The sequence below is a fragment of the Streptomyces sp. UC4497 genome, assembly GCF_054871485.1.
Window position 1 is genome coordinate 77950 of record NZ_JBTYHB010000023.1, and the last position, 23274, is coordinate 101223.

The 23274-nt window shown below is 71.7% G+C and carries 18 protein-coding genes; 8 read left to right on the top strand and 10 right to left on the bottom strand.

All coding sequences use genetic code 11. The features are described 5' to 3' along the window. Positions 1–7: 7 nt before the first annotated feature. On the bottom strand, positions 8–961 hold the full coding sequence (locus tag ACYSUO_RS27785; protein ID WP_461778972.1) for a helix-turn-helix domain-containing protein: 954 nt from the start codon (positions 959–961) through the stop codon (positions 8–10). 322 nt (positions 962–1283) lie between these two features. Here ACYSUO_RS27785 and ACYSUO_RS27790 point away from each other — a divergent pair, with 322 nt between their 5' ends. Further along, positions 1284–2450, top strand: coding sequence for an alanine--tRNA ligase-related protein (locus ACYSUO_RS27790; RefSeq protein ID WP_461778973.1), 1167 nt, complete (start codon positions 1284–1286; stop codon positions 2448–2450). 42 nt (positions 2451–2492) lie between these two features. Here ACYSUO_RS27790 and ACYSUO_RS27795 read toward each other — a convergent pair whose 3' ends face one another. Beyond that, complete coding sequence (locus tag ACYSUO_RS27795) at positions 2493–2942, bottom strand: Lrp/AsnC family transcriptional regulator (RefSeq protein WP_426899601.1); 450 nt, start codon at positions 2940–2942, stop codon at positions 2493–2495. 140 nt (positions 2943–3082) lie between these two features. Here ACYSUO_RS27795 and ACYSUO_RS27800 point away from each other — a divergent pair, with 140 nt between their 5' ends. After that, a complete protein-coding gene (locus ACYSUO_RS27800) occupies positions 3083–4111 on the top strand; it encodes an asparaginase (RefSeq protein WP_461778974.1) in 1029 nt (342 codons plus the stop codon). A 35-nt stretch (positions 4112–4146) separates the two neighbouring features. Here ACYSUO_RS27800 and ACYSUO_RS27805 read toward each other — a convergent pair whose 3' ends face one another. Together ACYSUO_RS27805 and ACYSUO_RS27810 are read right to left on the bottom strand one after the other, a co-directional pair. Then, the gene (locus ACYSUO_RS27805; RefSeq protein WP_461778975.1) at positions 4147–5469 is read right to left on the bottom strand and encodes a radical SAM protein; all 1323 of its coding nucleotides are present in this window, start codon (positions 5467–5469) and stop codon (positions 4147–4149) included. A 65-nt stretch (positions 5470–5534) separates the two neighbouring features. Continuing rightward, positions 5535–6215: a pyridoxamine 5'-phosphate oxidase family protein gene (locus ACYSUO_RS27810; RefSeq protein WP_461778976.1), complete on the bottom strand. Its 681-nt coding sequence runs from the start codon at positions 6213–6215 to the stop codon at positions 5535–5537. A gap of 160 nt (positions 6216–6375) precedes the next feature. On the opposite strand from ACYSUO_RS27810, the gene ACYSUO_RS27815 reads away from it, so the two are divergent. The 3 genes from ACYSUO_RS27815 (at position 6376) to ACYSUO_RS27825 (ending at position 11820) form a co-directional block, all read left to right on the top strand. Further along, positions 6376–7623, top strand: a complete 1248-nt coding sequence (locus tag ACYSUO_RS27815; RefSeq protein ID WP_461778977.1) for an FAD-binding protein — start codon at positions 6376–6378, stop codon at positions 7621–7623. A 102-nt stretch (positions 7624–7725) separates the two neighbouring features. After that, the gene (locus ACYSUO_RS27820; protein WP_461778978.1) at positions 7726–8937 is read left to right on the top strand and encodes an ROK family protein; all 1212 of its coding nucleotides are present in this window, start codon (positions 7726–7728) and stop codon (positions 8935–8937) included. Positions 8938–8973: 36 nt separating this feature from the next. Beyond that, entirely contained in the window at positions 8974–11820 is a 2847-nt protein-coding gene (locus tag ACYSUO_RS27825) for a glycoside hydrolase family 2 TIM barrel-domain containing protein (RefSeq protein ID WP_461778979.1), read from the top strand. A 192-nt stretch (positions 11821–12012) separates the two neighbouring features. On the opposite strand, the gene ACYSUO_RS27830 is transcribed toward ACYSUO_RS27825, so the two are convergent. Both ACYSUO_RS27830 and ACYSUO_RS27835 read right to left on the bottom strand, forming a co-directional pair. Continuing rightward, positions 12013–14085, bottom strand: a complete 2073-nt coding sequence (locus ACYSUO_RS27830) for a caspase, EACC1-associated type (protein ID WP_461778980.1) — start codon at positions 14083–14085, stop codon at positions 12013–12015. Continuing rightward, positions 14082–14483 carry an effector-associated constant component EACC1 gene (locus ACYSUO_RS27835; protein WP_461778981.1) on the bottom strand — a complete coding sequence of 134 codons (402 nt, stop codon included), beginning with the start codon at positions 14481–14483 and terminating at the stop codon, positions 14082–14084. Before ACYSUO_RS27835 ends, ACYSUO_RS27830 begins: the two co-directional genes overlap by 4 nt. Positions 14484–14802: 319 nt before the next feature. On the opposite strand from ACYSUO_RS27835, the gene ACYSUO_RS27840 reads away from it, so the two are divergent. Then, the gene (locus tag ACYSUO_RS27840; RefSeq protein WP_461778982.1) at positions 14803–16848 is read left to right on the top strand and encodes an NAD(+) synthase; all 2046 of its coding nucleotides are present in this window, start codon (positions 14803–14805) and stop codon (positions 16846–16848) included. 55 nt (positions 16849–16903) lie between these two features. Here the strand turns inward: ACYSUO_RS27840 and ACYSUO_RS27845 are convergent, their stop codons facing one another. Further along, positions 16904–17914, bottom strand: coding sequence for a GlxA family transcriptional regulator (locus tag ACYSUO_RS27845; RefSeq protein ID WP_461778983.1), 1011 nt, complete (start codon positions 17912–17914; stop codon positions 16904–16906). Positions 17915–17984: 70 nt separating this feature from the next. Here ACYSUO_RS27845 and ACYSUO_RS27850 point away from each other — a divergent pair, with 70 nt between their 5' ends. Continuing rightward, complete coding sequence (locus ACYSUO_RS27850) at positions 17985–18944, top strand: NADP-dependent oxidoreductase (RefSeq protein ID WP_461778984.1); 960 nt, start codon at positions 17985–17987, stop codon at positions 18942–18944. On the opposite strand, the gene ACYSUO_RS27855 is transcribed toward ACYSUO_RS27850, so the two are convergent. After that, positions 18928–19548, bottom strand: coding sequence for a TetR/AcrR family transcriptional regulator (locus ACYSUO_RS27855; protein WP_461778985.1), 621 nt, complete (start codon positions 19546–19548; stop codon positions 18928–18930). The two genes, ACYSUO_RS27850 and ACYSUO_RS27855, sit on opposite strands and share 17 nt — an antisense overlap. A 9-nt stretch (positions 19549–19557) precedes the next feature. Next, the gene (locus ACYSUO_RS27860; protein WP_461778986.1) at positions 19558–20748 is read right to left on the bottom strand and encodes a Cmx/CmrA family chloramphenicol efflux MFS transporter; all 1191 of its coding nucleotides are present in this window, start codon (positions 20746–20748) and stop codon (positions 19558–19560) included. Positions 20749–21001: 253 nt separating this feature from the next. Between ACYSUO_RS27860 and ACYSUO_RS27865 the strand changes: the two genes are divergently transcribed. Beyond that, positions 21002–22159: a serine hydrolase domain-containing protein gene (locus tag ACYSUO_RS27865; protein ID WP_461778987.1), complete on the top strand. Its 1158-nt coding sequence runs from the start codon at positions 21002–21004 to the stop codon at positions 22157–22159. 4 nt (positions 22160–22163) lie between these two features. On the opposite strand, the gene ACYSUO_RS27870 is transcribed toward ACYSUO_RS27865, so the two are convergent. After that, a complete protein-coding gene (locus ACYSUO_RS27870; RefSeq protein WP_461778988.1) occupies positions 22164–23174 on the bottom strand; it encodes a rhamnogalacturonan acetylesterase in 1011 nt (336 codons plus the stop codon). Positions 23175–23274: the final 100 nt, after the last annotated feature.

A 23274-nucleotide genomic window follows, 5' to 3' on the forward strand; every position in this document is an offset into this window, starting at 1 on the left:
TCCGCTGTCAGACCCAGTTGTGCTGGTGCGCGTACCAGCCCAGTTGCAGCCGTGTCGTCGCCTCCGCGCGCACCATCAGCGCCTGGAGGCGGCGCTGCAACGTCCTTACGGACATGCCGAGTTGGCCCGCGACCGCGGTGTCCGTGAACCCGGCGAGCAGCAGCCGGAGAATGTGCGCGTCCAGGGGGTCGAGCGCGTCACCGCCGACGTCCGGCTCCTGGTAGGGCCGGCCGCGCTGCCACACCTGCTCGAACAACTCCCGTGCCACATGGGCGAGTCCGCCGCGCAGCACGACCGCCGGGTCCACGGGCGCGCCCCGCCCGTGCAGCGGCAGCATCGCCACGGCGCCGTCGCACAGGATCAGCTTGTACGGGACCTCGGCGACGGTACGCACCTGCACGCCGTCGGCGAGGGACTGCGCGACGTGCTGGGCGGCGCCCGGTTCCTTGAGGAAGCCCTGGTCGATGACGGCCCGCACTCGCACGTTGCGGCCGATGGCGGTCACCTCCTCGCTGTCGGCCGGAGTGACCGCCGCGGGCTCTCCCGCCGAGAGGATGTCGATGGTGTCGCGGGCGGAGAGCTGGAGCTGGAGATAGCGGGTGCGGATCGCGTCGGGGCCCTCCACGATCTCGACGAGGTCGCGCTGCGCCCGGTCCGCGGTCGCCGTGCGGTACGTCTCCGCGAGCCGCGCCACCGTCAGCTCCGCGCGCTGCAACCGTTCGCGGCGGAGGGCGAGTTCGGCGCCGAGGGCGACGGCCGGCGGCGCCGCCGCGTAGCGGGCGCCGTCGCCCGCGCGCGCCACGAGCCCGCGCTCCACCAGCGGGTCCAGGGCCGCGCGCACCCGCTCGCCGGGCAGCCCCGCCGCCGCCACGATCCGCTCGTACGGGGCCGTGGGCAGCGCGATCAGCGCCTGGTACACGGCTTCCTCGTCCGCCGTGAGTCCGAGCTCCTCCAGCCCCACCGCCGCTCTCCCGCCCCTTTGGTCCGCCGACTTCCCCGCGGGAAAGTCTCGCAGGCGGACCCGAACGCCACAGTGGCCGGTCCCACAGAAAATGCCTGGCCACGGCCGGGCGGCCCGCGTTACCTTCGAGAGCATGGACGTCATGGACCGCAGCACCACCACCGCGACCGCGCGAGCGACCAGCTCGCCGGTTGCCGCCGCCTGACGTACCCACCTCTTCCCACCGGCGACCGGAAACGGCCGCCGGTTCTTTTCTGCCCCACCGCGCTCCGTCCGGCCGCTTCCGGTGCCTCCCGTCCGCATCACGCGAAGGAGTCACCCCATGCGCACCGACGACGTCATCCGCACGTTCACCGAGTTCTACGAGGACCGCGGCCACCGCCGGATCATCGGCTCGACGCTGCTGCCGCCGCCCGGCGACCCGGTCCTGTTCACCACCTCCGGGATGCACCCGCTCACCCCGTACCTGGAGGGCCGCCCCCATCCGCTGGGCCGACGGCTCGTCAACGTACAGCGGTGCCTGCGGACCACGGACCTGGAGGAGGTCGGCGACCCCACGCATCTGACGGTCTTCGAGATGCTCGGCACGTGGTCGCTCGGCGACTACGAGGGGCCGCAGAGTCTGGAGTGGGGGTACGAGCTGCTCACCGAGGGCTTCGGCATCGATCCGCGGATGCTGCACGTCACCGTGTTCGGCGGCGACGGACAGACAGGACCCGACACCGGTTCGCGGGAGGTGTGGGAGCGGCGCGGGCTGCCGATCGAGGAGACCGTCGAGGACAACTGGTGGGACAACGGGCCGACCGGCCCCTGCGGTCCCGACTCGGAGATCTTCCTGTGGACCGGGGACACCCCGCCCGAGTCGACGCCCACCAAGGACGAGCGCTGGGTGGAGGTGTGGAACCACGTGACGATGCGTTACCGACGCCTCGACGACGGCTCGTTGGTGCCGCTCCCCCAGCGCAACGTCGACACGGGCCTCGGCCTGGAGCGGCTTTCCACGCTGTTGCAGGGCAGGACGTCCGTCTTCGAGTGCGATGTCTTCGATCCGTGGCGGCGGCTGCTGCCGGGCCTCTGGCCGCTGGACGAGCCGTCGTTCCGGGTGGTCGGCGACCATCTGCGCTCGTCCGTCGTGGTCGTCGGCGACGGGGTGCGGCCGTCGAACACCGGACGCGGATACGTGCTGCGCCGGCTGATCCGCAGGGTGCTGACCGTGCTGCGCCGCGAGGATCCGAACCGCACGCTCGGGGACCTGCCGGTCGAGCTGATCCGGCACACCCTGGACCACTTCCGCCAGGACGTCGACCCGTCGTACGTCCGCCAGGTGCTGCTCGACGAGGAGCTGCGCTTCGACCGGCTCCTGGAGCGCGGCAGGAAGGTGCTGTCGCGGCCGCGGTTCTCGGGCCCGCTGAGCGAGGAGGACCTGCACTATCTGCACGACACCCACGGGCTGCCGCGCGAGCTGGTACTGAACCTGCGGGAGCAGTAGGGCAGAGCCGAGCGGGGCTGCCGGCCAGACCGGCAGCCCCCTCTAGACCGGCAGCCCCTTCGGCTCCTTGATGCGCTTCATGATGATCTGCGAGTTCACCTCGGTGACCCCGTCGAGCGCGGTGAGCTCCTCGATCCACAGGCGTTCGTACGCGGCGAGGTCGGCGACCGCGATGCGCAGCAGGCAGCCGGGGCTGCCGAAGAGGCGGTAGGCCTCGATGACGTCGGGGATGTCCTGGAGCGCGTGCTCGAAGGCCTCGACGGAGGCGCGGTCGCGGCGCACCTCGATGGAGACGAGGACCTCGAAGCCGCGGCCGACGGCTTCCGGGTCGACGATCGCGCGGTAGCCCTGGATGACGCCGTCCTTCTCCAGCTGCCGCACGCGGCGCATGCACGGGGACGGGCTGAGGCCGACGCGGGCGGCCAGATCCTGATTGCTCAGGCGGCCGTCCTCCTGGAGCTCGCGCAAGATATGCAGGTCGATCCGGTCCATGACGCAATCATGCACCACGCTTTCCGCGATCATCAGCCAGGATTCGCAATCCGATTGCGCAGATCACGATTTATCCTTGCTGTAGATCGAACACACGCTCCCCACGCGCGCGAGCGCCGACTATTCGCGAGGCAGGTCACATGGCACGCATCACCCTCATCAGCACCGGCGGCACCATCGCGAGCCGCTGGCAGGGCACCGGCTACGCCGCCGACGCCGGCGGGGACACGGTGCTGGCGTCGGCCGCGCTGCCGGAGGGGGTCGAGGTCGACGTCGTGGACCTGTTCAACGTGAACAGCTCGCGGATGACGACGGAGCTCCAGCTGACGCTGCTGCGCACGGTGCGCGAGGTGCTCGCCGACCCGTCCGTCGACGGCATCGTGGTCACGCACGGCACGGACACCCTGGAGGAGTCCGCGTTCCTGCTCGACCTGCACCACGACGACCCGCGCCCGGTCGTCTTCACCGGCGCCCAGAAGCCGCTCGGCCAGGCCGAGGGCGACGGCCCGGGGAACATGTACGACGCGCTGCAGCTCGCCGCGAACGTGCGTGACCTGGGCGTACTCGTCGCCTTCGACGGCAAGGTGCATGCGGCCCGCGGCACCGTGAAGACGCAGACCCTCGCGGCCGACGCCTTCGCCGACCCGTCCGCGGGCCCGCTCGGCCGGCTCGGCTTCGGCCGCGTCGACCTGCGTCACAAGCCGAGCCGCCCGGCCCCGCTGCCGCAGCCGGAGGCCGAAACGGAGATACCGCGCGTCGACATCGTCATGCACCACAGTGACGCCGACGCCACGCTCTTCGAGGCGGCCGTCGCCGCGGGCGCGCGCGGCATCGTCCTCGTGGCCACGGGCGCAGGGAACGCGACGCCGGAGCTGGTCGACGCGGTGTCCTCAGCCGTACGCAGCGGAGTCCTCGTCGCCGTGTCTACGCGCGTATCCGCGGGTCCGCTGGCCGAGATCTACACAGGTGGCGGAGCCGTCGACCTGGTCGCCGCGGGCGCCGTGCTCAGCGGCACGCTGCGCGCGGGCCAGACCCGGATCGCCGTCCTGGCCACGCTCCTCGCGGACGTCTCCGCCGCCGCCCGGCCGGACCTGCTCCGCCGGCTGATCGACGCGCCGGCCGCACTGCCCGCCGGCGCCGAGGCGTCCGGCGAGCAGGCGGCCGCGTAACAGGATCAGAGAGCGGGACTCTCAGAGAGCGGGACTCAGAACTCCACGGCCTCTTCGTTGGGCGCGAGGCTGTCCATGAACGAGCTGACCGAGAACACGGCCCGGCCCGCGCCCGCCGGACCGTATCCGGGCGGCGACGAGAGCCCGTGCTCGTCCATGGCGTTGCGGTACGCGTCGAGCAGCCGGATGTGGTACTCCAGCGGCGCGCCGTTCGGGTTCTCCTTGCCGAGCGGCGTCGTCGGCTCGGGGCACCACGTGGTGAAGCGCGGCGTGATGCCGTTCGACATGAAGAAGTTCAGGCCCTCGGTGGTGGAGGCGATGGCCTCGTCGACCGTCTTGAAGCCGAACGGCTCGGCCATCTCGACGCCCGCCACGAAGTTCGGGATCACGTTGCGCGCGCCGAAGACCTCGCGCGAGTCGAGGATCCGCTTGTGCCACTCGTCGCGGCCGACGTAGCGCTCCTTGCCGGGGCAGTACATCTTGAACAGGTACTCGTCCCACACCTCGAAGTTGGGGTGGTAGATCTGCACGCCGTAGTCCTTGAAGCGCTGCACATCGTCCTTGGGCAGCGCCTGGGCGACGACCTTGCCGATCCAGCGGCCCGGGAAGTACTCCTCGATGGCCTTGGCGTACCGCCCGTAGAAGTCCGCCTCGTCCAGGCCCTGGACCTTCGACGTGATCGCGCCGCCGGTGAGCGTGTACGCGGTCGACGCCTTCGCGGTGTCGTACTTGTTGATGATCTCGAGGGCCTCGAGGACCTCGTCCACGTCCTTCACGCCCGTGTACGGACGGCCGGCCGCCTTGTGCTGGCGCCAGTTGTGGTTGATGTCGCAGTACTGGCACTCCTCCTTGGCGCCGAAGTACTGGCAGACCCGGAACGCGGTCAGGTAGATCAGGTAGCCCCACTGGATCGTCGGGGCCACCTCCATGACCGACTTCCCGTTGGAGAGCTTGTGCCGGTAGTACTCCGGCATCGGCGGCACACCCACGTCGGAGATGCGCTTGCCGTCGAGGTAGAGGCCGAGCATGCCGTCCTCGTTCGCGGCGACGCGGTACGGGGACTTCGGGTTCACGCGGACCGAGACGACCGTGCGGCGCAGGTCGTAGGGGCCGCCGGTGAGGACGATCTCCTCCGGCGGGCGGCGCAGGGCGGCCTCGCCGAGCTCCGGGAGCGTGCCGTGGTCGAAGGAGAAGATGAAGTACGACTTCGGCTTGACCTCGCCGTCCTCGTTGTCACTCAGCGCCGACGCGTCGAAGGCGACGCCGCCGCGCAGCAGGTCCTCCTTGAAGACCGCTTCCTTCGGAACGTGCGGGAAGCGCTCCATCAGGTCCTCTACCAGCGCCGTTCGGCTCTGCATCCCGTTACTCCTCGACCCTCTGCTGTTCTACGGTTCGACCCTTCACGGTACGCCCCGGCCGCCGCTCAGCCCTGCCGGGTCCCCGCTCGGGCCACCACATGGGCGGGCGCGGTGATGCCGACGGGCAGCAGCGGATCGGCCGTGGGGGCGCCCCAGCGGGCGTTCAGCGGCAGGGTCCCGGCCCAGAGGCCGAGCTCCGCGTCGGCGGATTCGCCGTCGTCGGGCGCGCCGGACCGGATCTTCACGGAGGCCTCTTCGAGGGAGAGCGCGAGGAGCGTCGTGGCGGCGAGCTCCTTGCGGTTCGGCTGCCGAGCGTACGTCCACTGGCCGGGGGTCGCGTGCTCGGTGAGGCGCCGCAGGCCCTCCAGTTTCTCGGCCTCGTCGGTGATCGCGCGCGGCACACCGTGCACCATGGCGCTGCGGTAGTTCACCCCGTGCTCGAAGACGGAGCGGGCGAGGACGAGGCCGTCGACGTGGGTCACCGTCACGCACACCGCCGCGTCCGGGTCGGCCGCGAGGCTGCGGCTGGCCACGGATCCGTGCACGTACAGCCACCGCTCGTCACGCCCGTAGACGGTCGGTACGACGACGGGGGCGCCGTCGACCACGACCCCGAGATGGCAGACGAAGCCCGCGTCGAGGATCGCCTCAAGGTCGGCGCGATCGGTACTGCCCTGCTCCCGCATGCGTCGGTGCGTGGTCCGCTCGGTCTGCGGCAGGGTGCGGGAGTCGTCGGTGTACGTCATGCGCCAGCACGCTACTCCCGTGGGGTCAGCGGGCGTTCAATCGGTACCCGTTGGGTTGCGGACGCGGGGCTCCGCCCCGGACCCCGCCTGCTCAATCGCCGCAGGGGCTTGAGATGCCGTGGTCCAATGCTCGGCAATCCGCACTCGAGAAAGGCATCCCGTGCCTGCAATCACCAACTGGGCCCGCAACATCACCTTCGCCGCCGAGCGGCTGCATCGTCCCGCCACCATCGACGAGTTGCGCGCGGCCGTCGCCAAGAGCGGGCACATACGGGTGCTCGGCAGCGGCCACTCGTTCAACCGGATCGCCGACGTGGACGCGGAGCGCGACGGCGCGCTCGTGTCGCTCGGCGCGCTGCCGAGCCGGATCGACGTCGACACCGCGGAGCGCACCGTCCGGGTCGGCGGCGGTGTGCGCTACGCCGAACTGGCCGCCGCGCTGCACGCGCAGGGGCTCGCGCTGCCCAACATGGCCTCGCTGCCGCACATCTCCGTCGCCGGTTCGGTGGCCACCGGCACGCACGGCTCGGGCAACGGGAACCGGTCGCTGGCCGAGGCCGTGCGGGCCGTGGAGATCCTGACCGGGGACGGGGAGCTGGTCACGCTCGCGCGCGGTGACGCCGGTTTCGAGGGGGCGGTCGTCTCGCTGGGCGCGCTCGGTGTGGTGCTGTCGTTGACGCTGGACGTGGAGCCGTCCTTCGATGTCGCGCAGCACGTGTTCCGTGAACTCCCCTTCCAGGGCCTGGACTTCGACTCCGTGTCGGCCGCCGCGTACAGCGTGAGCCTGTTCACCGACTGGCGCGGCCCGCGCTTCGACCAGGTGTGGGTGAAGCGGCGGATGCCGGACGCGCTGGACTTCCCGTGGGCCGAGGCCGCCACCCTGGCGCAGCACCCGGTGCCGGGGATGTCGGCCGTGCACTGCACCGAGCAGTTCGGGGTGCCGGGGCCCTGGCACGAGCGACTGCCGCACTTCCGGGCGGAGTTCACGCCCAGCAACGGCGACGAGCTCCAGTCGGAGTATCTGCTGCCGCGCGAGCACGCCGTCGCCGCGCTCGCCGCCCTCGACGCGGTGCGCGACCGGATCGCCCCCGTGGTCCAGGTCTGCGAGGTGCGCACGGTCGCCGCCGACACGCAGTGGCTGAGCCCCTCGTACGGCCGGGACACGGTCGCGTTCCACTTCACGTGGGAGTCGAACACGGAGCGGGTCCTCCCGGTCGTCTCGCTGGTGGAGGACCGGCTGCGGGAGTTCGGGCCGCGGCCGCACTGGGGGAAGGTGTTCACGGCCGACCCGGCGCGCGTCGCCGCCCTGTATCCGCACGCGGCGGACTTCGTGGCGCTGGCCGAACGGCTGGACCCGGAGGGGAAGTTCAGCAATGCGTTCGTGCGGACCGTGCTTCAGAGCGTTTGAGGAGGGGCTGGCGAGTGTTTGAGGAGCAGCTTCCGGGAGACTTCTGAAAGCCCTTTCTCCAACCCCTTGTCGAAGTCCGTCGGGCGCTCCTAGCCTGACGGTATGAAGCGCACGTCCCGCGACATACGGACGGCGAACCGGTACGAGGTGCTGCGCCGCTGCCTCGACCGGCCCGCCGTCTCCCGGCAGGAGTTGGCCGCAGAGACGGGCCTCAGCTCGGCGACCGTCGCCACGCTCGTCGGGGAGCTGCTCGACCTGGGGATCCTGGTCACGGGCGGCTTCGTGGACTCGGCGGGCGGGCGGCCGCGCGGCCTCGTCTCCGTCGACGCGGGCCACGGTTCGCTCGTCGGCGTGGACGTCGCGGAGACGTATGTGCACGCCGAGCTGTTCGACCTGAACCTGCGGGTCGTCGCCCGCGCCGACCGCCAACTGCGGCCCGGTGCGCACGAACCCGGGCACGTGGTCGCCGTGATCGCGGACGCGGTCCGTGCGGTGCTCGACGCCAACACCGGCGGGCCCGTGCTCGGCGCGGGCGTCTGCATGCCGGGACTCGTCGACCGGCAGGGCGGCATCAGCGTGTACGCCCCGAACTGGGGGTGGCGCGAGGCGGTGCCGCTGCGGGAACTCCTCGCCCAACACCTCGACTTACCGCTGTACTTGGACAATCCGCTGCGTGCGTCCACCGTCGCCGAGTTGTGGTTCGGGGCGGCGCGCGGGCGGGACGACGCGGTCGTCGTCAATCTCGGCACGGGTGTCGGTGCGGGGCTCGCGCTCGGCGGGGCGCTGCACCGGGGTGTCACCAACAGTGCCGGCGAGTGGGGGCACACCACGCTCGTGCTCGACGGTCGGCCGTGCCACTGCGGTGACCGTGGGTGTGTGGAGGCGTACGCGGGGGCGCCGGGGATCATGCGCAACCTGCGGGAGCTGCACCCGGGTTCGCCGCTGCTGCACGCCGACGACCAGACCGCCACGATCGAGGCGATCGGACGGGCCGCGGCGGAGGGGTCGGCGCAGGCGCTCGATGTGGTGCGGGAGACCGCGCGGTATCTCGGGGCGGCGGTCGCCGATCTCGTCAATCTGCTCAACCCCGAGGTCGTCGTGCTCAGTAGTTGGGTCGCCAGCGCGTTGGGCGGTCCCCTGGTGAGCGAGGTTCGGGGGGTGGTGGAGCGGCATTCGCTGGCGGGGCCGTTCGCCGCGGCGGAGATCGTTCTCTCGCCTGTTCCTACGGATCCGGTGAGCCTTGGCGCGGCGACGTTCGCGTTGGAGGGCGTGTTGAGCGGCACCGCGCCCGTTCCTCACCCACGTACGGCTTGATTGATTGCCGATTTTGATCTCGACGTAAGGAGCTCCATGCCCACGTCCACGTCCACCTCGATCGCCTACGTAACCGACCCCTCCCCCGGCCACGGCGCTCTCCCGCCTCGCACCTGGTACGCCGAATCGTCCGCTAACACACTTTCGCTCAAAGGGACTTGGAGCTTCCGGCTGGCGGCGCGGGCCGACACGCACGACGACTCCTTCGCCTCCCCGGGGTACGACGCCGGCAGTTGGAGCGGCGTCTCCGTGCCCGGGCACTGGGTGATGCAGGGGGACGGGGCGTTCGGGGCGCCGGCCTACACGAACGTCCTCTACCCGTTCCCGGTCGATCCGCCGCGCGTCCCCGACGAGAACCCGACCGGGGATCACCTGCGCGTCTTCGATCTGCCCGGCGACTGGCCCGGTGACGGCTCGGCCGTGGTCCGCTTCGACGGGGTCGAGTCCTGCGCGAAGGTGTGGCTGAACGGCACGGAGCTCGGCGAGTTCAAGGGGAGCCGGCTGCCGCACGAGTTCGAGGTCGGCCACCTCCTCGCCCCCACCGGCAACGTGCTCGCGGTCCGCGTGCACCAGTGGTCCGCGGGCTCCTACCTGGAGGACCAGGACCAGTGGTGGCTGCCCGGCATCTTCCGCGACGTGACACTCCTGCACCGCCCCGTCGACGGTGTCCGGGACTTCTTCACGCACGCCTCGTACGAGCACACCACCGGCCTCGGCACGCTCCGCGTCGACAGTGACGTGGAGGGGCGGATCACCGTGCCCGAGCTGGGAGTTGACGTGGCCACCGGGGAGTCGGCGACCGTTGCCGTCGAGCCGTGGACGGCCGAGACGCCGCGCCTGTACGACGGCGAGCTCGCGACGGCCGGTGAGCGGGTGCCGCTGCGGATCGGCTTCCGTACGGTGGAGCTGTCGGGCGGCCTGATCAAGGTCAACGGCACGCCGATCCTCTTCAAGGGCGTCAACCGGCACGAGTGGCACCCGGAGCACGGCCGCGCCCTGGACCTCGAAACCATGCGCCGCGACGTCGAGTTGATGAAGTCCCACAACATCAACGCCGTCCGCACCTCCCATTACCCGCCGCACCCGGCCTTCCTCTCCCTCTGCGACGAGTACGGGCTGTGGGTCATCGACGAGTGCGACCTGGAGACCCACGGCTTCTGCGAGCAGGGCTGGCGCGACAACCCGGTCGACGACGAGCGCTGGACCCCCGCACTGCTCGACCGTGCGGCCCGCATGGTCGAGCGCGACAAGAACCATCCGTCCATCGTTCTGTGGTCCCTCGGCAACGAGGCGGGCACCGGGCGCGGGCTCACCGCCATGGCCGAGTGGATCCGCGCGCGCGACCCCGAGCGCCTCGTGCACTACGAGGGCGACATCAACTGCCGTGACACCGACGTCTATTCGCGCATGTACGCCGATCACGCCGAGGTCGAGCGGATCGGCCAGGGTATCGACGGCGGCCCGGAGCGGCGGCGCTCCCTCCCCTTCATCCAGTGCGAGTACGCGCACGCCATGGGCAACGGTCCCGGTGGACTCGCGGACTACCAGCGGCTGTTCGAGAAGTACGACCGGCTTCAGGGCGCGTTCGTCTGGGAGTGGATCGACCACGGGGTCGCCGACGAGCGCCACGGGTACGCGTACGGCGGCGACTTCGGCGAGGAGCTGCACGACGGCAACTTCGTCTGCGACGGGCTGCTGTTCCCGGACCGGACGCCGTCGCCGGGGCTCATCGAGTTCAAGAAGGTGATCGAGCCCGTACGGATCACCGTCGACGGGGACGCCGGAGCGGTGCGCGTCACCAACCGCTACGACTTCCGCGACCTGTCGCACCTCACCTTCGACTGGACGTACGAAGTTGAGGGCGAGGCCGTGGAACGCGGCACGCTCACCGTGCCCCCGCTCACCCCCGGCGAGTCCACGGATCTGAAGCTGTCGGCGCCCGCGTCGAGTGAGGGGTACTGGACGATCCGGGCCACGGACGCCAACGGGGAGGAAGTGGCGTGGGGACAGAGCACCGCGACGGCACCAACACCAGCCCCTAGCAAGGCAGTTGGTGAACGGCCGAATACCACCGGGGACGTACTCACACTCGGCCCGGCCACCTTCGACGCCCGCACCGGAGACCTTCGCACCATCGGCGACGTGACACTCGCCTCCGCTCCCCTCCTCGACGTGTGGCGCGCGCCCACGGACAACGACGACGGCGCGAGCTGGCAGAACGACGAGCGGCTCGGCCTGCTGTGGCGACAGTTCGGCCTGCACCGCATGCAGCACCGCGTGGACGGCGTGGAGTTGGGCGGGGACGCACTCACGGTGCACACGCGGGTCGGCCCGGCCAGCCGTGACATCGGGCTGCGCGCGAGCTACCGGTGGACGGCCGACGAGCGGCGGCTGCGGCTGACCGTGTCCGTCACCCCGGAGGGCGACTGGCGGCTTCCGCTGCCCCGGCTCGGCGTCCGACTCGGGCTCCCCGTCGGGGACTTGGGCGTGCGCTGGTTCGGCGGCGGGCCCGGCGAGGCGTACCCGGACACGCGCGAGGCGGCACGGCTCGGGCTCTGGGGGTCGGACGTGGGCGCCCTGCACACCCCGTACGTGCGGCCGCAGGAGAACGGGGCGCGGATCGACGTCCGTTGGGCCGAGCTCGGCGGCCTGCGCATCGAGGGCGAGCCCGCCTACGCCCTCACGGCCCGCCGCTGGACGACGCAGCAGCTCGACGCGGCCACGCACCGCACGGACCTGACGCCCGGCGACACACTGTGGGTGCACCTCGACCACGCGCAGCAGGGCATCGGCACGCAGTCGTGCGGACCGGGCGTGCTCCCGCAGTACCGGCTGACGCCCAGGCCGGCTGAATTCGGCTTCGTCTTCAGCACGTTGACGTAGCCCCTCTCACGCCCGTGTCGGCCGGGGCGGCGGTCCCATCGCGGCCCCGGCCGACCTGACGACCGCCTGGGGGCAGGGGCGTAGCGGTCGTCGTGCACGGGAGTCGCCACCGGGGGCGGGAAGGTTGCCGCCACCTTCCCGCGCTCTGCTCAGAGTCTCACCGCGAAGGATCAGAGTCTCACCGCATCAGAGTCAGAGTCTCACCGCGAAGGAGTACAGCCGCGTCGTCTGCGCCTTGTTGCGGTTGTCGTCCGAGACGAGGAGCAGGTGTCTGCGGCCCTTGTACCGTCCGCTCTTGATGGATTCGCCGAGAGTCATGCCCTCCACGTTGTCCAGGAGCTTGTTCGACTGGGGGTTTCCGTCGTCGTTCACCTCGCCGGGGCTTCCTTCGGGGCAGCGGGCCAGGTCGAAGAGGGCGCGGCCCGCGATGAAGACGTCGGCGGGCGCCCTGTAGAGCTGCTTCTTGTCGGTCACATTCTGGGCCTCGGCCAGCGAGAGGTCCTTGACGTGCACCGAGTTCCCGAGCCCGGCCACGTACTGCCGTTCCAGGGCGAGCAGCCGCGTGTCGGAGACCGCCACGAGGTCGGCGAGGCCGAGGCCCTCGTCGCCTCGGTAGGCGAACTGGGCGTCGGGGTCGAAGGTGCCGTCGGCGCGCCGCTCGTAGCGCTGGATGCGCATGAGGTTGCGGCCGCGTTCGTCGCCGTCCCCGGCGAGCGGGGCCTCGACCGCAACGAACAGGTACTTGTCGCTCGGCGACAGGGCCATGGCCTCGATGGTGCGGCCCGCCGTCGCGGCGCCCTTCGGGTAGATCTCGAAGGCGTCGGGGATCGGCAGCGGTTCCCCCTTCTGGCGGCCCGTGCGCAGGTCGAAGCGGCGGATGGTGGGTTCGGTCTCGCCCGCCACGAGCGCCGTGCCGCCGTCCTTCTCCACGGCGACGGCCTCGGCGTCGAACCAGCCGCTCAGCGGTCCGCCCCCGGCCGCGCGCAGGGTGCGCGCCCGCTGGGCCTGCGGTGCCAGTGCGTCGGGCGAGCCGAACCTGATCGGGAAGATCCGCACGGCGTCGTTGTCGGCCACCGCGTACGCCAGCCCCGACTCGTCGGGCGCGTACGCGAGTCCGGACAGGCCCGCCACCGGTTCGTTGTCGACCTCCGTCTTGTCGAGCGCGTCGGAGTGGTCGAGCAGGGCCGCACGCGCGGAGCAGGGGCCGCGCGCCTCTTTGTGCGGCTTCGGGGGCGGTTCGTCCAACCGGTCCTGGACGTAGGGGATGCCGAATCCTGCGGTGAGACCGAGCACCAGGCCGATCGCGATGCCGATGGCGAGGCGGCCCCGCTTCGGCGGCGGTACCGGCGCCGGGGGCGGGGCCTGGACGGGGCGGCGGGCGGCGTTGCGGACGAAGGCGTACTCCCCCAGCCCGTTCTCGTCCGTGCACAGCGGGGCCGCCGCGTCGCTGCGGTCCTGCTCGGCCACCCACTCCTCGACGCGCGCCCGCACCCGCTGGTAGATGTCCTTCAGCGCGACCGTCTCGCCCGCTCCGGGGTCCGGGTCGCCCTGTTCGAGCACGTCGACGAGGGCGCCGGTGAAGACCGAGCAGCGGTCCGGGTCGGGGGCGTGCGAGGCGCGGTTGTGCGGCGAAGAGGCCATCAGGTAGAGGCCCTTGAGGTCGCGCACGGAGCGCGCCGCGAGGTCGGCGCCGCTCTCTCCCCCGGACATCCGGCTGTCCCTGGCCCACTGGGCGCTGTAGCAGCAGTCCAGGATGAGCACGGTCCGGGGAGCGGGCGACCGGTTGATGGCCTTGCGTACGTACATGGTGTCGACGCACGTCTCCGGCTGGCCCCGCTCCGTGCCGGGCAGCGTCAGGAACAGCCGGTTGTCCTCGCCCTCGCGCACGCCGTGGCCCGCGTAGTAGACGATGAGCGTGTCGTCGGCGGCGAGCCTGCCCGCGACCTCGATCGCCGCGGTCACCTCGCGGGCCGCGACGGGATTGGGCAGGACCTGGACGCGCTCGTCGGGGAAGCCGCCGATGTCGGGGTCGGTCAGCACGTCCCGCAGCCGCCGCAGGTTGTGCTCGACGCTGTCGAGGCGCTCCATCGTGTCGTGCCGGTAGTCGTTGACCCCGATCAGCAGGCAGGCCGACTTCTCCGGGTCGATGCGCCGCGCACCGCCGCGCTGCGGATCCCCGCGTTGCGTGCCGATGTGCTGCGGGTCTGCGCTGCCCGGGTCCGTGCGGCGCGACCCGTTTCTCGCGGGGCCCTCGGCCTGCGTCATCGGGAGGCTCCGCCGTCACGGTCGCTGTCGCCGCTAGCGTCGCCGTCGCCGTCTCTCAGGCCGGCGTCGTGCAGCAGCCCGCGGACCCGGTCGACGTCCTCGCCCCGCACGACGAACGTGATCTCCCCGTCGTGGCCGCGGCTGCGCCACCAGCCGCGCACGCTGTGCGTCACGTCGATCGCCAGGGACGCCGCACCGCAGGCGACGCCGACCCATTCGAGCACGTCGCCCATCGCGCCGGGCCGGTCCGCGTACGCGCTCTCGACGCGCGCTCCCGCGGAGCGCAGCTCGTCGTCGTCCTCCAGCCAGTCCCGGAGCGACGCGAGTTCCTTGACGCTCTCTCCCCCCGCGTCCCCTGTGTCCCCCACGCCCTGCGGTACCGAGAACCTGATCTCCACGCTTCCCCCTGTTCGCGTGCCCTCCGGCCGCGCCACGAAGACGCTTCCACAATTCCCCTACTGCGTAGGCGAATCGCGGGGAAGTCTCCCCGCACGAGGACCCTGCCGAACCACTACGGTCACGCCGCGCTCAGGGAACCGTCGCTTCCCGGCCGACTCCCGACAGAACAGTTCACGAGGCGTCCGAAATCCCGAACCCGGGCGTCCACGCTTCCGAACCCGGACGCCCGCGCTCCCGAACTCGGACGCCCGCCGCCCCCGGGCCCCGCCGTCCGGGCCCCGCCGCGCACGGCCCCGGCCCGGTTGACATCATGGACGGGTGAACTTCCGGTCGATCTACAGTCACGGTTTCGCGCGGGTCGCCGCGTGCACCGGCCACGCCGCCATCGCCGACCCGCGCACCAACGCGGAGGCCGTCCTTCGACAGGGCCGCCGCTGCGCGGAGGACGGAGTCGCCGTCGCCCTCTTCCCCGAGATGGGCCTGTGCGGCTACTCTATCGAGGACCTGGTGCTCCAGGACCCGGTGCTCGACGAGGTGGAGGAGGCGCTCGCCGACATCGTCACCGGCTCCGCGGACCTCCTGCCCGTCCTCGTGGTCGGCGCTCCCCTGCGTCACCGCAACCGCATCTACAACTGCGCGGTCGTCGTGCACCGCGGCCGGATCCTCGGCGTGGCCCCCAAGTCGTACCTCCCCACCTACCGGGAGTTCTACGAGAAGCGCCAGATCGCGGCGGGCGACGACGAGCGCGGCGGCACGATCCGGATCGGGGGCACCGAGGTCCCCTTCGGCACCGACCTCCTCTTCGCGGCCGAGGACGTCCCCGGCCTGGTCCTGCACGCGGAGATCTGCGAGGACATGTGGGTCCCGGTCCCGCCCAGCGCGGAGGCCGCCCTCGCCGGCGCGACCGTCCTGCTCAACCTCTCCGGCAGCCCCATCACGGTCGGCCGCGCCGAGGACCGCAAGCTGCTGTGCCGCTCCGCGTCGGCCCGCTGCCTCGCCGCCTACGTGTACGCGGCGGCCGGAGCGGGAGAGTCCACCACGGACCTCTCGTGGGACGGCCAGACCATGATCTACGAGAACGGGGTGCTGCTCGCCGAGACGGACCGCTTCCCGCTCGGTGACCAGCACGCGGTCGCCGACATCGACCTCGACCTGCTGCGCCAGGAGCGCCAGCGCATGGGCACGTTCGACGACAACCGTCGCACGCACGCCGCGCGCACCGGCGACTTCCGCCGGGTGGACTTCCACCTGGACCCGCCGACCAGCTCCGACCTGGGCCTCAAGCGCCGCGTCGAGCGCTACCCGTTCGTCCCGGCGGACGCCGAGCGCCTCGCCCAGGACTGCTACGAGGCGTACAACATCCAGGTCTCCGGCCTGGTCCAGCGCATGGGCGCGATCGGCGGCCCCAAGATCGTCATCGGCGTCTCCGGCGGCCTCGACTCCACGCACGCCCTGATCGTCGCGGCCCGCGCGATGGACCGGGCGGGCCGCCCACGCACCGACATCCTGGCGTTTACGATGCCGGGCTTCGCGACGGGCGAGCACACCAAGTCCAACGCGCACGCGCTCATGAAGGCCCTCGGCGTCACGGCCGCCGAACTGGACATCACCGACACGGCGCGCCTGATGCTCAAGGAGATGGACCACCCGTTCTCGCAGGGCGAGCCGGCGTACGACGTCACCTTCGAGAACGTCCAGGCGGGCCTGCGCACCGACTACCTGTTCCGCCTCGCCAACCAGCGCGGCGGCATCGTTCTCGGCACCGGCGACCTGTCCGAGCTGGCGCTCGGCTGGTGCACGTACGGCGTCGGCGACCAGATGAGCCACTACAACGTCAACGGCGGCGTGCCCAAGACGCTCATCCAGCACCTCATCCGCTGGGTCGTGAGCAGCGACCAGTTCGGCGACGAGGCCGGGCGGATCCTCACCGCGATCCTCGACACGGAGATCAGCCCGGAGCTGGTCCCCGGCGAGGAGTTGCAGTCCACCGAGTCGAAGATCGGCCCGTACGCGCTGCACGACTTCACGCTCTACTACGTGCTGCGGTACGGCTTCCGCCCCTCCAAGATCGCGTTCCTGGCGTGGCACGCGTGGCGGGACGTGGAGGCGGGCGAGTGGCCGCCCGGCTTCCCGGAGGACAAGCGCGGTGCGTACGACCTCGCGGAGATCAAGCACTGGCTGGAGTACTTCTGCCGCCGCTTCTTCCAGTTCGCGCAGTTCAAGCGGTCCGCGATGCCGAACGGCCCGAAGGTCTCGGCCGGCGGCTCGCTCTCGCCGCGCGGCGACTGGCGCGCCCCGTCGGACAGCAACGCGCGGGTGTGGCTGAGGGATCTGGAGCGGTGGGAGTGGCCGGAGGGGGTGTGATCCGGTGATCGCCCGGGACTGTGACGGCTGTCCACGATATTTCCGTAGGTAGACGTCACAGTCCCCTGGCGCTCACCACCGGACCCGCCCGGAACGTGCGCCGGTACGCCTGCGGGGTGACCCCGATGGTGGCGTGCAGGTGCTGGCGCAGGGACGTACCGGTGGCGAAGCCGACCTCCGCCGCGATGCGGTCCACCGGGAGGTCCGTGGATTCCAGGAGATGGCGGGCGCGGTGCACGCGTTGCAGGATCAGCCAGCGGCCGGGGCTCGTGCCGGTCTCCTCCTGGAAGCGGCGGGCGAACGTGCGCGGGCTCATCCGGGCGTGCGCGGCCAGTTCCCGCAGGGCGAGCGGCCGGTCGAGCCGCTCCAGGGCCCAGGCGCGGGCGGGCGCGGTGCCGGTCTCGCCCTCGTCGGGGACGGGCTGCTCGATGTACTGGGCCTGGCCGCCCTCGCGCCACGGCGGGACGACGCAGCATTTGGCCACGAAGTTGGCGAGGGCACTGCCGTGGTCGGAGCGCACCAGGTGCAGGCAGACGTCGAGTCCTGAGGCCGCGCCCGCGGACGTCAGTACGTCGCCGTCCTCGATGAACAGCACGTCCGGGTCCAGGTCGACGTGCGGGAACATCCGGCGGAAGCGGTCCGCGAGCGCCCAGTGCGTGGTGGCGCGCCGGCCGTCGAGCATCCCGGTCTCGGCCAGCGCGAACGCGCCCGTGCAGATGGAGACGGTGCGGGCGCCGGGCCGGATCCGGGCGAGCGCGGCCCGTTCGGCGGCGGGCAGCGGCTCGGCGATGCGGGACATGTCGTACGGCGGGACGATCACGGTGTCCGCGGTCTCAAGGGCCTCCGGGCCGTGTTCCACGGTGATCGTGAAGTCGGCGTCCGTGCGTACGGTGCGGGTCGGTGTCGCGGCGCAGGTCACGACCTCGTAGGCGTCACCCGCCGAGCCGAAGACCCGCTTCGGGATGCCGAGCTCGAAGGGGTAGACCCCGTCGAGGGCGAGCACGACCACGCGGTGCGGTGGGCCGTCGTGCCGGGCGAGGGGGAAGTCGGGGCCGAGTCCGGTCATGGCACGATTCTATCGCTGGATGACCATCTTGCCATTGTCCCGTTCCGCTTCGGTGGCGCAGGCTGGATTCATGAGCGACAAGAACACCACCACCATGAAGGCCATCAGCCAGGACACCCTCGGAGCACCCGAGGTGCTCCAGGAGGTCGAGGTTCCGCGACCGAAGCCGGGGATCGGGCAGATCGTGGTCGCCGTGCACGCGGCGGGCCTCAATCCGACGGACTACAAGCACCGCAGCTCCGGACTGTTTCTCGGCGAGCCACCGTTCGTGCTCGGCTGGGACGTGTCCGGGGTCGTCGAGGCCGTGGGTCTCGGCGTCGCCCTGTTCAAGCCGGGCGACGAGGTGCTCGGCATGCTGCCGTATCCGTACGGGGCCGGCTCGCACGCCGAGTACGTGGCCGGGCCCGCCCGCGCCTTCGTGCCGAAGCCCGCGGGGCTGAGCCATGTCGAGGCGGGCGCGCTGCCGCTCGTCGGGCTCACCGCCTGGCAGGCCCTGGTCGACATCGCCCAAGTGGATTCAGGACAGCGGGTGTTGGTGCAGGCCGCGGCCGGCGGCGTCGGACATGTGGCGGTGCAGATCGCCAAGGCGCGCGGCGCGTACGTCATCGGGACGGCGTCGGCCGCCAAGCACGAGTTCGTACGCGGCCTTGGCGCCGACGAGGTCGTCGACTACCGCACCACGGACGTCGCGGCCGAGGTCCGTGACATCGACGTCGTGCTCGACACCCTGGGCGGCGAGGACCGGCTGCGCTCCCTGGACGTGCTGAAGCCGGGCGGCATTCTCGTCTCGCTGCTGCCGGGCCAGTTCGAGGACGTCGCGGCGCGCGCCGCCGAGTTGGGGGTGCGGGCGACGGACATGCTCGTCGAGCACGATCAGGCGGGGATGCGGGCCGTCACCGAACTCGTCGAGTCGGGCAGGCTCACGGTGCACGTGTCGGACACGTACCCGCTGGCCGAGGCCGCCAAGGCGCACGCCGAGGGCGACACGGGGCGGGTGACGGGCAAGCTCGTGCTCACGGTGCGGCCGTAGCCCCGGCCCCCTCCGGGGGCGCGCTCAGCGTGGTCAGCGTGGCCCGGATCGTCGCCAGGAGAGTGCGGCGGTCCTGGGCCCGACTCAGTACGCGCAGGCCGTAGTACGCGCTCTGCACCTGGCGGGCCAGGGTGCGCGTGTCGATGTCCGTACGGAACTCGCCCGCGCCCTGGCCCGCAGCGACGACCGCCCGGATGGCGCCCTCGACCCGGTCGAAGGTGCGGCGCACCACCTGCTTGACGTCGGGGTCGTGCGCCGCCGCCTCGATCGCGGCGTTGATCGCGAAGCAGCCGTGCGGGTCCGCCTCCGCGGCGGCGAGGTCGGTGTCGACGGCGTGCACCATCAGGGCGCGCAGCCGCCGGGCCGCCGAACCGGACCCGGCGAGGATCTCCATCTGCTCGGCGGTGGCGGTGTCGTGGTAGCGCTCCAGGGCGCGCAGGTACAACTGCCGCTTGCCGCCGAAGGTGTTGTAGAGGCTGGAGGGGCCGAGCCCGGTGCTGTCGCACAGGTCGCGCGTGGACGTCCCCTCGTACCCGTGCCGCCAGAACGTGTCCATCGCCGCGCCGATGACCCGCTCCTCGTCGAACTGCCGTGGCCTCGCCATACCGCAAGACTACGAGTTTTGGAGCACCGGTACAAAACTCCCGGCGCGACGCTCCAGGCGGACCGCCCACAGCACACCCATCAGACCCACCGCCGCGAGCGCCGCCCCCACCCACGCCACGGACGCGTACCCGAGGCCCGCGTCGATCGCGAGGCCGCCGAGGAGCGGGGCGAGGGTGTTGCCCACGTTGAAGGCGGCCGTGTTGGTGGCGCCGACGAGGGTGGGCGCGGCGGGCGCGAGCGTGAACACGCGGGACTGGAGAGCAGGGTTGGTGACATATCCGGCCACGCCGAGCGCGAAGACGAGGACGACGACCACGACCGCCGCATGTGCGGCCACCGCGAGCAGCGCCGAGATCACGGCGAGGGCCCCGAGCCCCCAGCCGAGCGTGGCCAGCGGGGCGGCGTGCGCGGTGCGGCCGCCGATGACGAGGCCGAGCAGTCCGCCCGCGCCGAAGAGCGCGAGCAGCACGGGCACCCACGCGTCGCGAATCCCGGTGACGTCGGTGAGCAGGGACGCGAGGTAGCTGAAGGTCACGATGACCGCGCCGAAGGTGAAGGCGGTGATGGCGTAGGAGAGCCAGAGGGCGGGGCGGGCCATCCCACGCAGCTCCGCCCGGACCGAGCGGGGCGCCTCCGTCCCACCCTTCGTGGCCCGGTCGGCCGGTAGCGCGAGGAGCGTACTGACCGCGCTGACCACGGTCGCCGCGGCCACCGCCCAGAACGCGGCGCGCCAACTGGCGTGCTGGCTCAGGACAGTTCCGGCGGGAACGCCCACGATCGTGGCGAGGGTGAGGCCGCCCGCGACCACGGCGACCGCGCGGCTCTTGGCACTCGCGGGCACCAACGCGACGGCGGTGGCCACGGCGACGGCCCAGAACCCGGCGTACGCGAGGGCGCCGATCACCCGCGTCGCGAACAGCAGCCCGTAGCCGGGGGCGAGCGCGCCGACGACGTGCGCCGCCACGAACACCACCTGGAGCCCGACGAGCGTGGCGCGGCGCGGCAGGCGCAGCGTCGCCACGGCGAGCAGCGGCGCGCCGACGACCATCCCGATCGCGAACGCCGAGATGAGCAGCCCCGCGTCGGGGATGGAAACACCCAGGTCGGCGGCCATGCCCGGGAGCAGCCCGGAGAGCATGAACTCCGATGTGCCTTGCGTGAAGATGCCGAGCCCCAGGACGTAGACGGCGAGTGGCATGGGTTCTCTTCCTTTCCCTGTCGTTCCCGAGCGCGCGCCCGTCCACTTCCCCCCGCTCTGATGGTTTTGGAGCGCACGCTTCATAACTAGAGCGACGGTGGCCCGCCGCGCCCTCACCGCAGGAAGCTAACACGTTATGTAGCGCACGCTCCAAAACGAGGGGCGGCGGCCGTTAGGGAATACCCACGGCGGGCCCCCGGTTCGATCACCCCGTACGCATACAGGCGGTCAACTTGCGCAGGGGGACGACAGGATGAGCGGCATCGAGGTGCACGGCAGAGTCGCGGACGGCTTCGAGGAGGTCCGCGAGGAGTTCGCGGCGGCGGTCGCCGAGGAGACGGCCGAGCCGGGCGCGCAACTGGCGGCGTACGTCCAGGGGCGGCCCGTCGTCGACCTGTGGGCCGGTGACGGCATCGACGGGTCGACGCTGCTGCCCGTCTACTCCAACAGCAAGGGCGCCGCACACTTGGTGGTGGCACTGCTCGTGCAGGAGGGTGTGCTCGACCTGGATCGCCAAGTGGCTTCGTACTGGCCCGAGTTCACGGGTGGCGGGAAAGAACGGCTGACGCTGCGCGAGCTGATCGCGCACCGCTCGGGCCTGGTCGGTGTCGACGGCGGGTTCACCCTGGAGGAGCTGGCGGACGACCGTGTCGTCGCCGCCCGTCTCGCCGGACAGCGGCCGTTCTGGGAGCCGGGGACGGCGTACGGCTATCACGCGCTGACCATCGGGGCCCTGACGGGTGAGGTGGTGCGCAGGGCGACGGGCCGCACGCTCCAGGAGGTCTACGAGGAGCGGATCCGGGCGCCGCACGGGCTCGACCTGTGGCTGGGGCTCCCGGAGGCCGAGGAGGCACGGTTCCAGCCGGTGCGGCCGATGGCACCGACGCCCGAGCAGCAGGCACTCCTGGACGCGAACCAGCCCCCGGCCGAGAGCCTCCTCCCCATCGCGTTCAACCGGGCCGCCGACCCGTCCTTCGACATCGTCGACTACGCCAACTCCCGTACGGTGCGCGCCCTCGGGCCCGCATCCGGTGGCGGCGTGGGCACCGCACGCGGGCTCGCCCGGCTGTACGCGGCGGCGCTCAGCGGGGTCGACGGGGCGCCGGCACTGCTGAAGCCCGAGACGGTCGCGGAGTTCACGGAGCGCCGCTGGACGGGCACCGACGCGGTGACGGGCGAGCCGGACCACTTCACGCTCGGCTTCGAGACGGAGGGGGTGCGCTACCCGACCCTGGGGGCCACCGCGTTCGGCCACTCCGGGGCCGCGGGCTCCGAGGCGTTCGCGGACCCGCGCACAGGCCTGGCCTACGGCTACACCCGCCGCCGTTTCGCCTTCCCGGGCGGCGCGGCACCAGAGAACCAGCGGCTCGTCGCGGCGGTGGCGCGGGCGGCCGAGCAGACCGCCCGCTGACCTCTCAACGCACGAACTCCGCTCGCAGGAGCCCCTGTTCACGCAGCGCGTCCCGGACGAACTGCGCGAACTCCGTGGCCCCGCGCACCGACGTGTGCGTGTTGTCGCGCTTCTCGTTGTAGAGGTAGAGCGTCTTGGAGGCTTCCGGCCCCAGTTCCTCCACGCGTGCCTTCGTCAGTGCCGTCAGGTCGATCAGGGGGACGCTCTCCGCCTCCGCCAACTCACGTACGACGGCCGGGTGGTTGACGCCGAGGCCGTTCACGAGGAGGGCCGTGTCGTTGTTCAGGGTGCCGTCCGCGTTGAACCAGCGGCGCACGATCGGCGTCACGAGGACCGGCCGTCCACCCCGCGCCCTGACACGGTCGACGAGGGTCTTGAGGTTGGCCCGGTACGTCGCCCCGTCGGTGGTCTTGTCGTTGTGGGCGAGCTGGATCAGGGCCAGGTCGCCGCGGCGGAGCTGCGGCTCGACGGCCGGGAAGAGGGCGGGGTTCTGGAGGTATGTCACCGAACTCTCGCCGGAGTCTGCGTAGTTGGACACGGCCACACCCCGCTTGAGGTACTGCGGCAGCTCCTGACCCCAGCCCGTGTACGGGTCCACCGCCTGGTCGCACACCGTCGAGTCGCCGAGGAGGAAGACGCGTGGGGTGGTGGTGCGTGCTTTCTTGATCTGAATCGATGCAAGGCGGGGAGCCGGTCCGGCGAAGGTGAGGTCGAGGCCTTCCGTGCCGGTGGGGCCCGTGGGCTCGCCTTCCGGGGTGCGGACGTCGACCGTGAAGGAGCGGTGGACCGTCCGGCCTGCGGCCGTCGGCGTCTCGGCGAGCAGGGCCCGGCGGGCCTCGCCGGAGATCGAGGTGCTGCCCGCTTCGGCGCCGCCCAGCGCGACGCGTACGTCGTACTGTCCGGGAGCCACGTCGAAGTGGCAGGTCACGGGCGCGGTCCCCGTGCAGTGGTCGAGGCCGGAAGCCGGGGAGGACCCGGAGGCGGCGTGGGCGGGTGCGAGGCCGCCGGCGGACACGGCCGCCGCGAGGCAGGCGACGACGAGGGCAGGTCTACGGAAGCGGCTCCGGGCACGTCTCACGGGTGGACTCCTTCGGCAGGGCGTACGGCGGACGGAC

Coding starts and splice junctions, on each gene's coding strand:
- ACYSUO_RS27865 (WP_461778987.1), top strand. CDS start 21,002: ATGAGCGGCATCGAGGTGCACGGCAGAGTCGCGGACGGCTTCGAGGAG.
- ACYSUO_RS27805 (WP_461778975.1), bottom strand. CDS start 5,469: ATGCAGAGCCGAACGGCGCTGGTAGAGGACCTGATGGAGCGCTTCCCG.
- ACYSUO_RS27855 (WP_461778985.1), bottom strand. CDS start 19,548: ATGGCGAGGCCACGGCAGTTCGACGAGGAGCGGGTCATCGGCGCGGCG.
- ACYSUO_RS27850 (WP_461778984.1), top strand. CDS start 17,985: ATGAGCGACAAGAACACCACCACCATGAAGGCCATCAGCCAGGACACC.
- ACYSUO_RS27845 (WP_461778983.1), bottom strand. CDS start 17,914: ATGACCGGACTCGGCCCCGACTTCCCCCTCGCCCGGCACGACGGCCCA.
- ACYSUO_RS27795 (WP_426899601.1), bottom strand. CDS start 2,942: ATGGACCGGATCGACCTGCATATCTTGCGCGAGCTCCAGGAGGACGGC.
- ACYSUO_RS27820 (WP_461778978.1), top strand. CDS start 7,726: ATGAAGCGCACGTCCCGCGACATACGGACGGCGAACCGGTACGAGGTG.
- ACYSUO_RS27810 (WP_461778976.1), bottom strand. CDS start 6,215: ATGACGTACACCGACGACTCCCGCACCCTGCCGCAGACCGAGCGGACC.
- ACYSUO_RS27790 (WP_461778973.1), top strand. CDS start 1,284: ATGCGCACCGACGACGTCATCCGCACGTTCACCGAGTTCTACGAGGAC.
- ACYSUO_RS27825 (WP_461778979.1), top strand. CDS start 8,974: ATGCCCACGTCCACGTCCACCTCGATCGCCTACGTAACCGACCCCTCC.
- ACYSUO_RS27830 (WP_461778980.1), bottom strand. CDS start 14,085: ATGACGCAGGCCGAGGGCCCCGCGAGAAACGGGTCGCGCCGCACGGAC.
- ACYSUO_RS27860 (WP_461778986.1), bottom strand. CDS start 20,748: ATGCCACTCGCCGTCTACGTCCTGGGGCTCGGCATCTTCACGCAAGGC.
- ACYSUO_RS27800 (WP_461778974.1), top strand. CDS start 3,083: ATGGCACGCATCACCCTCATCAGCACCGGCGGCACCATCGCGAGCCGC.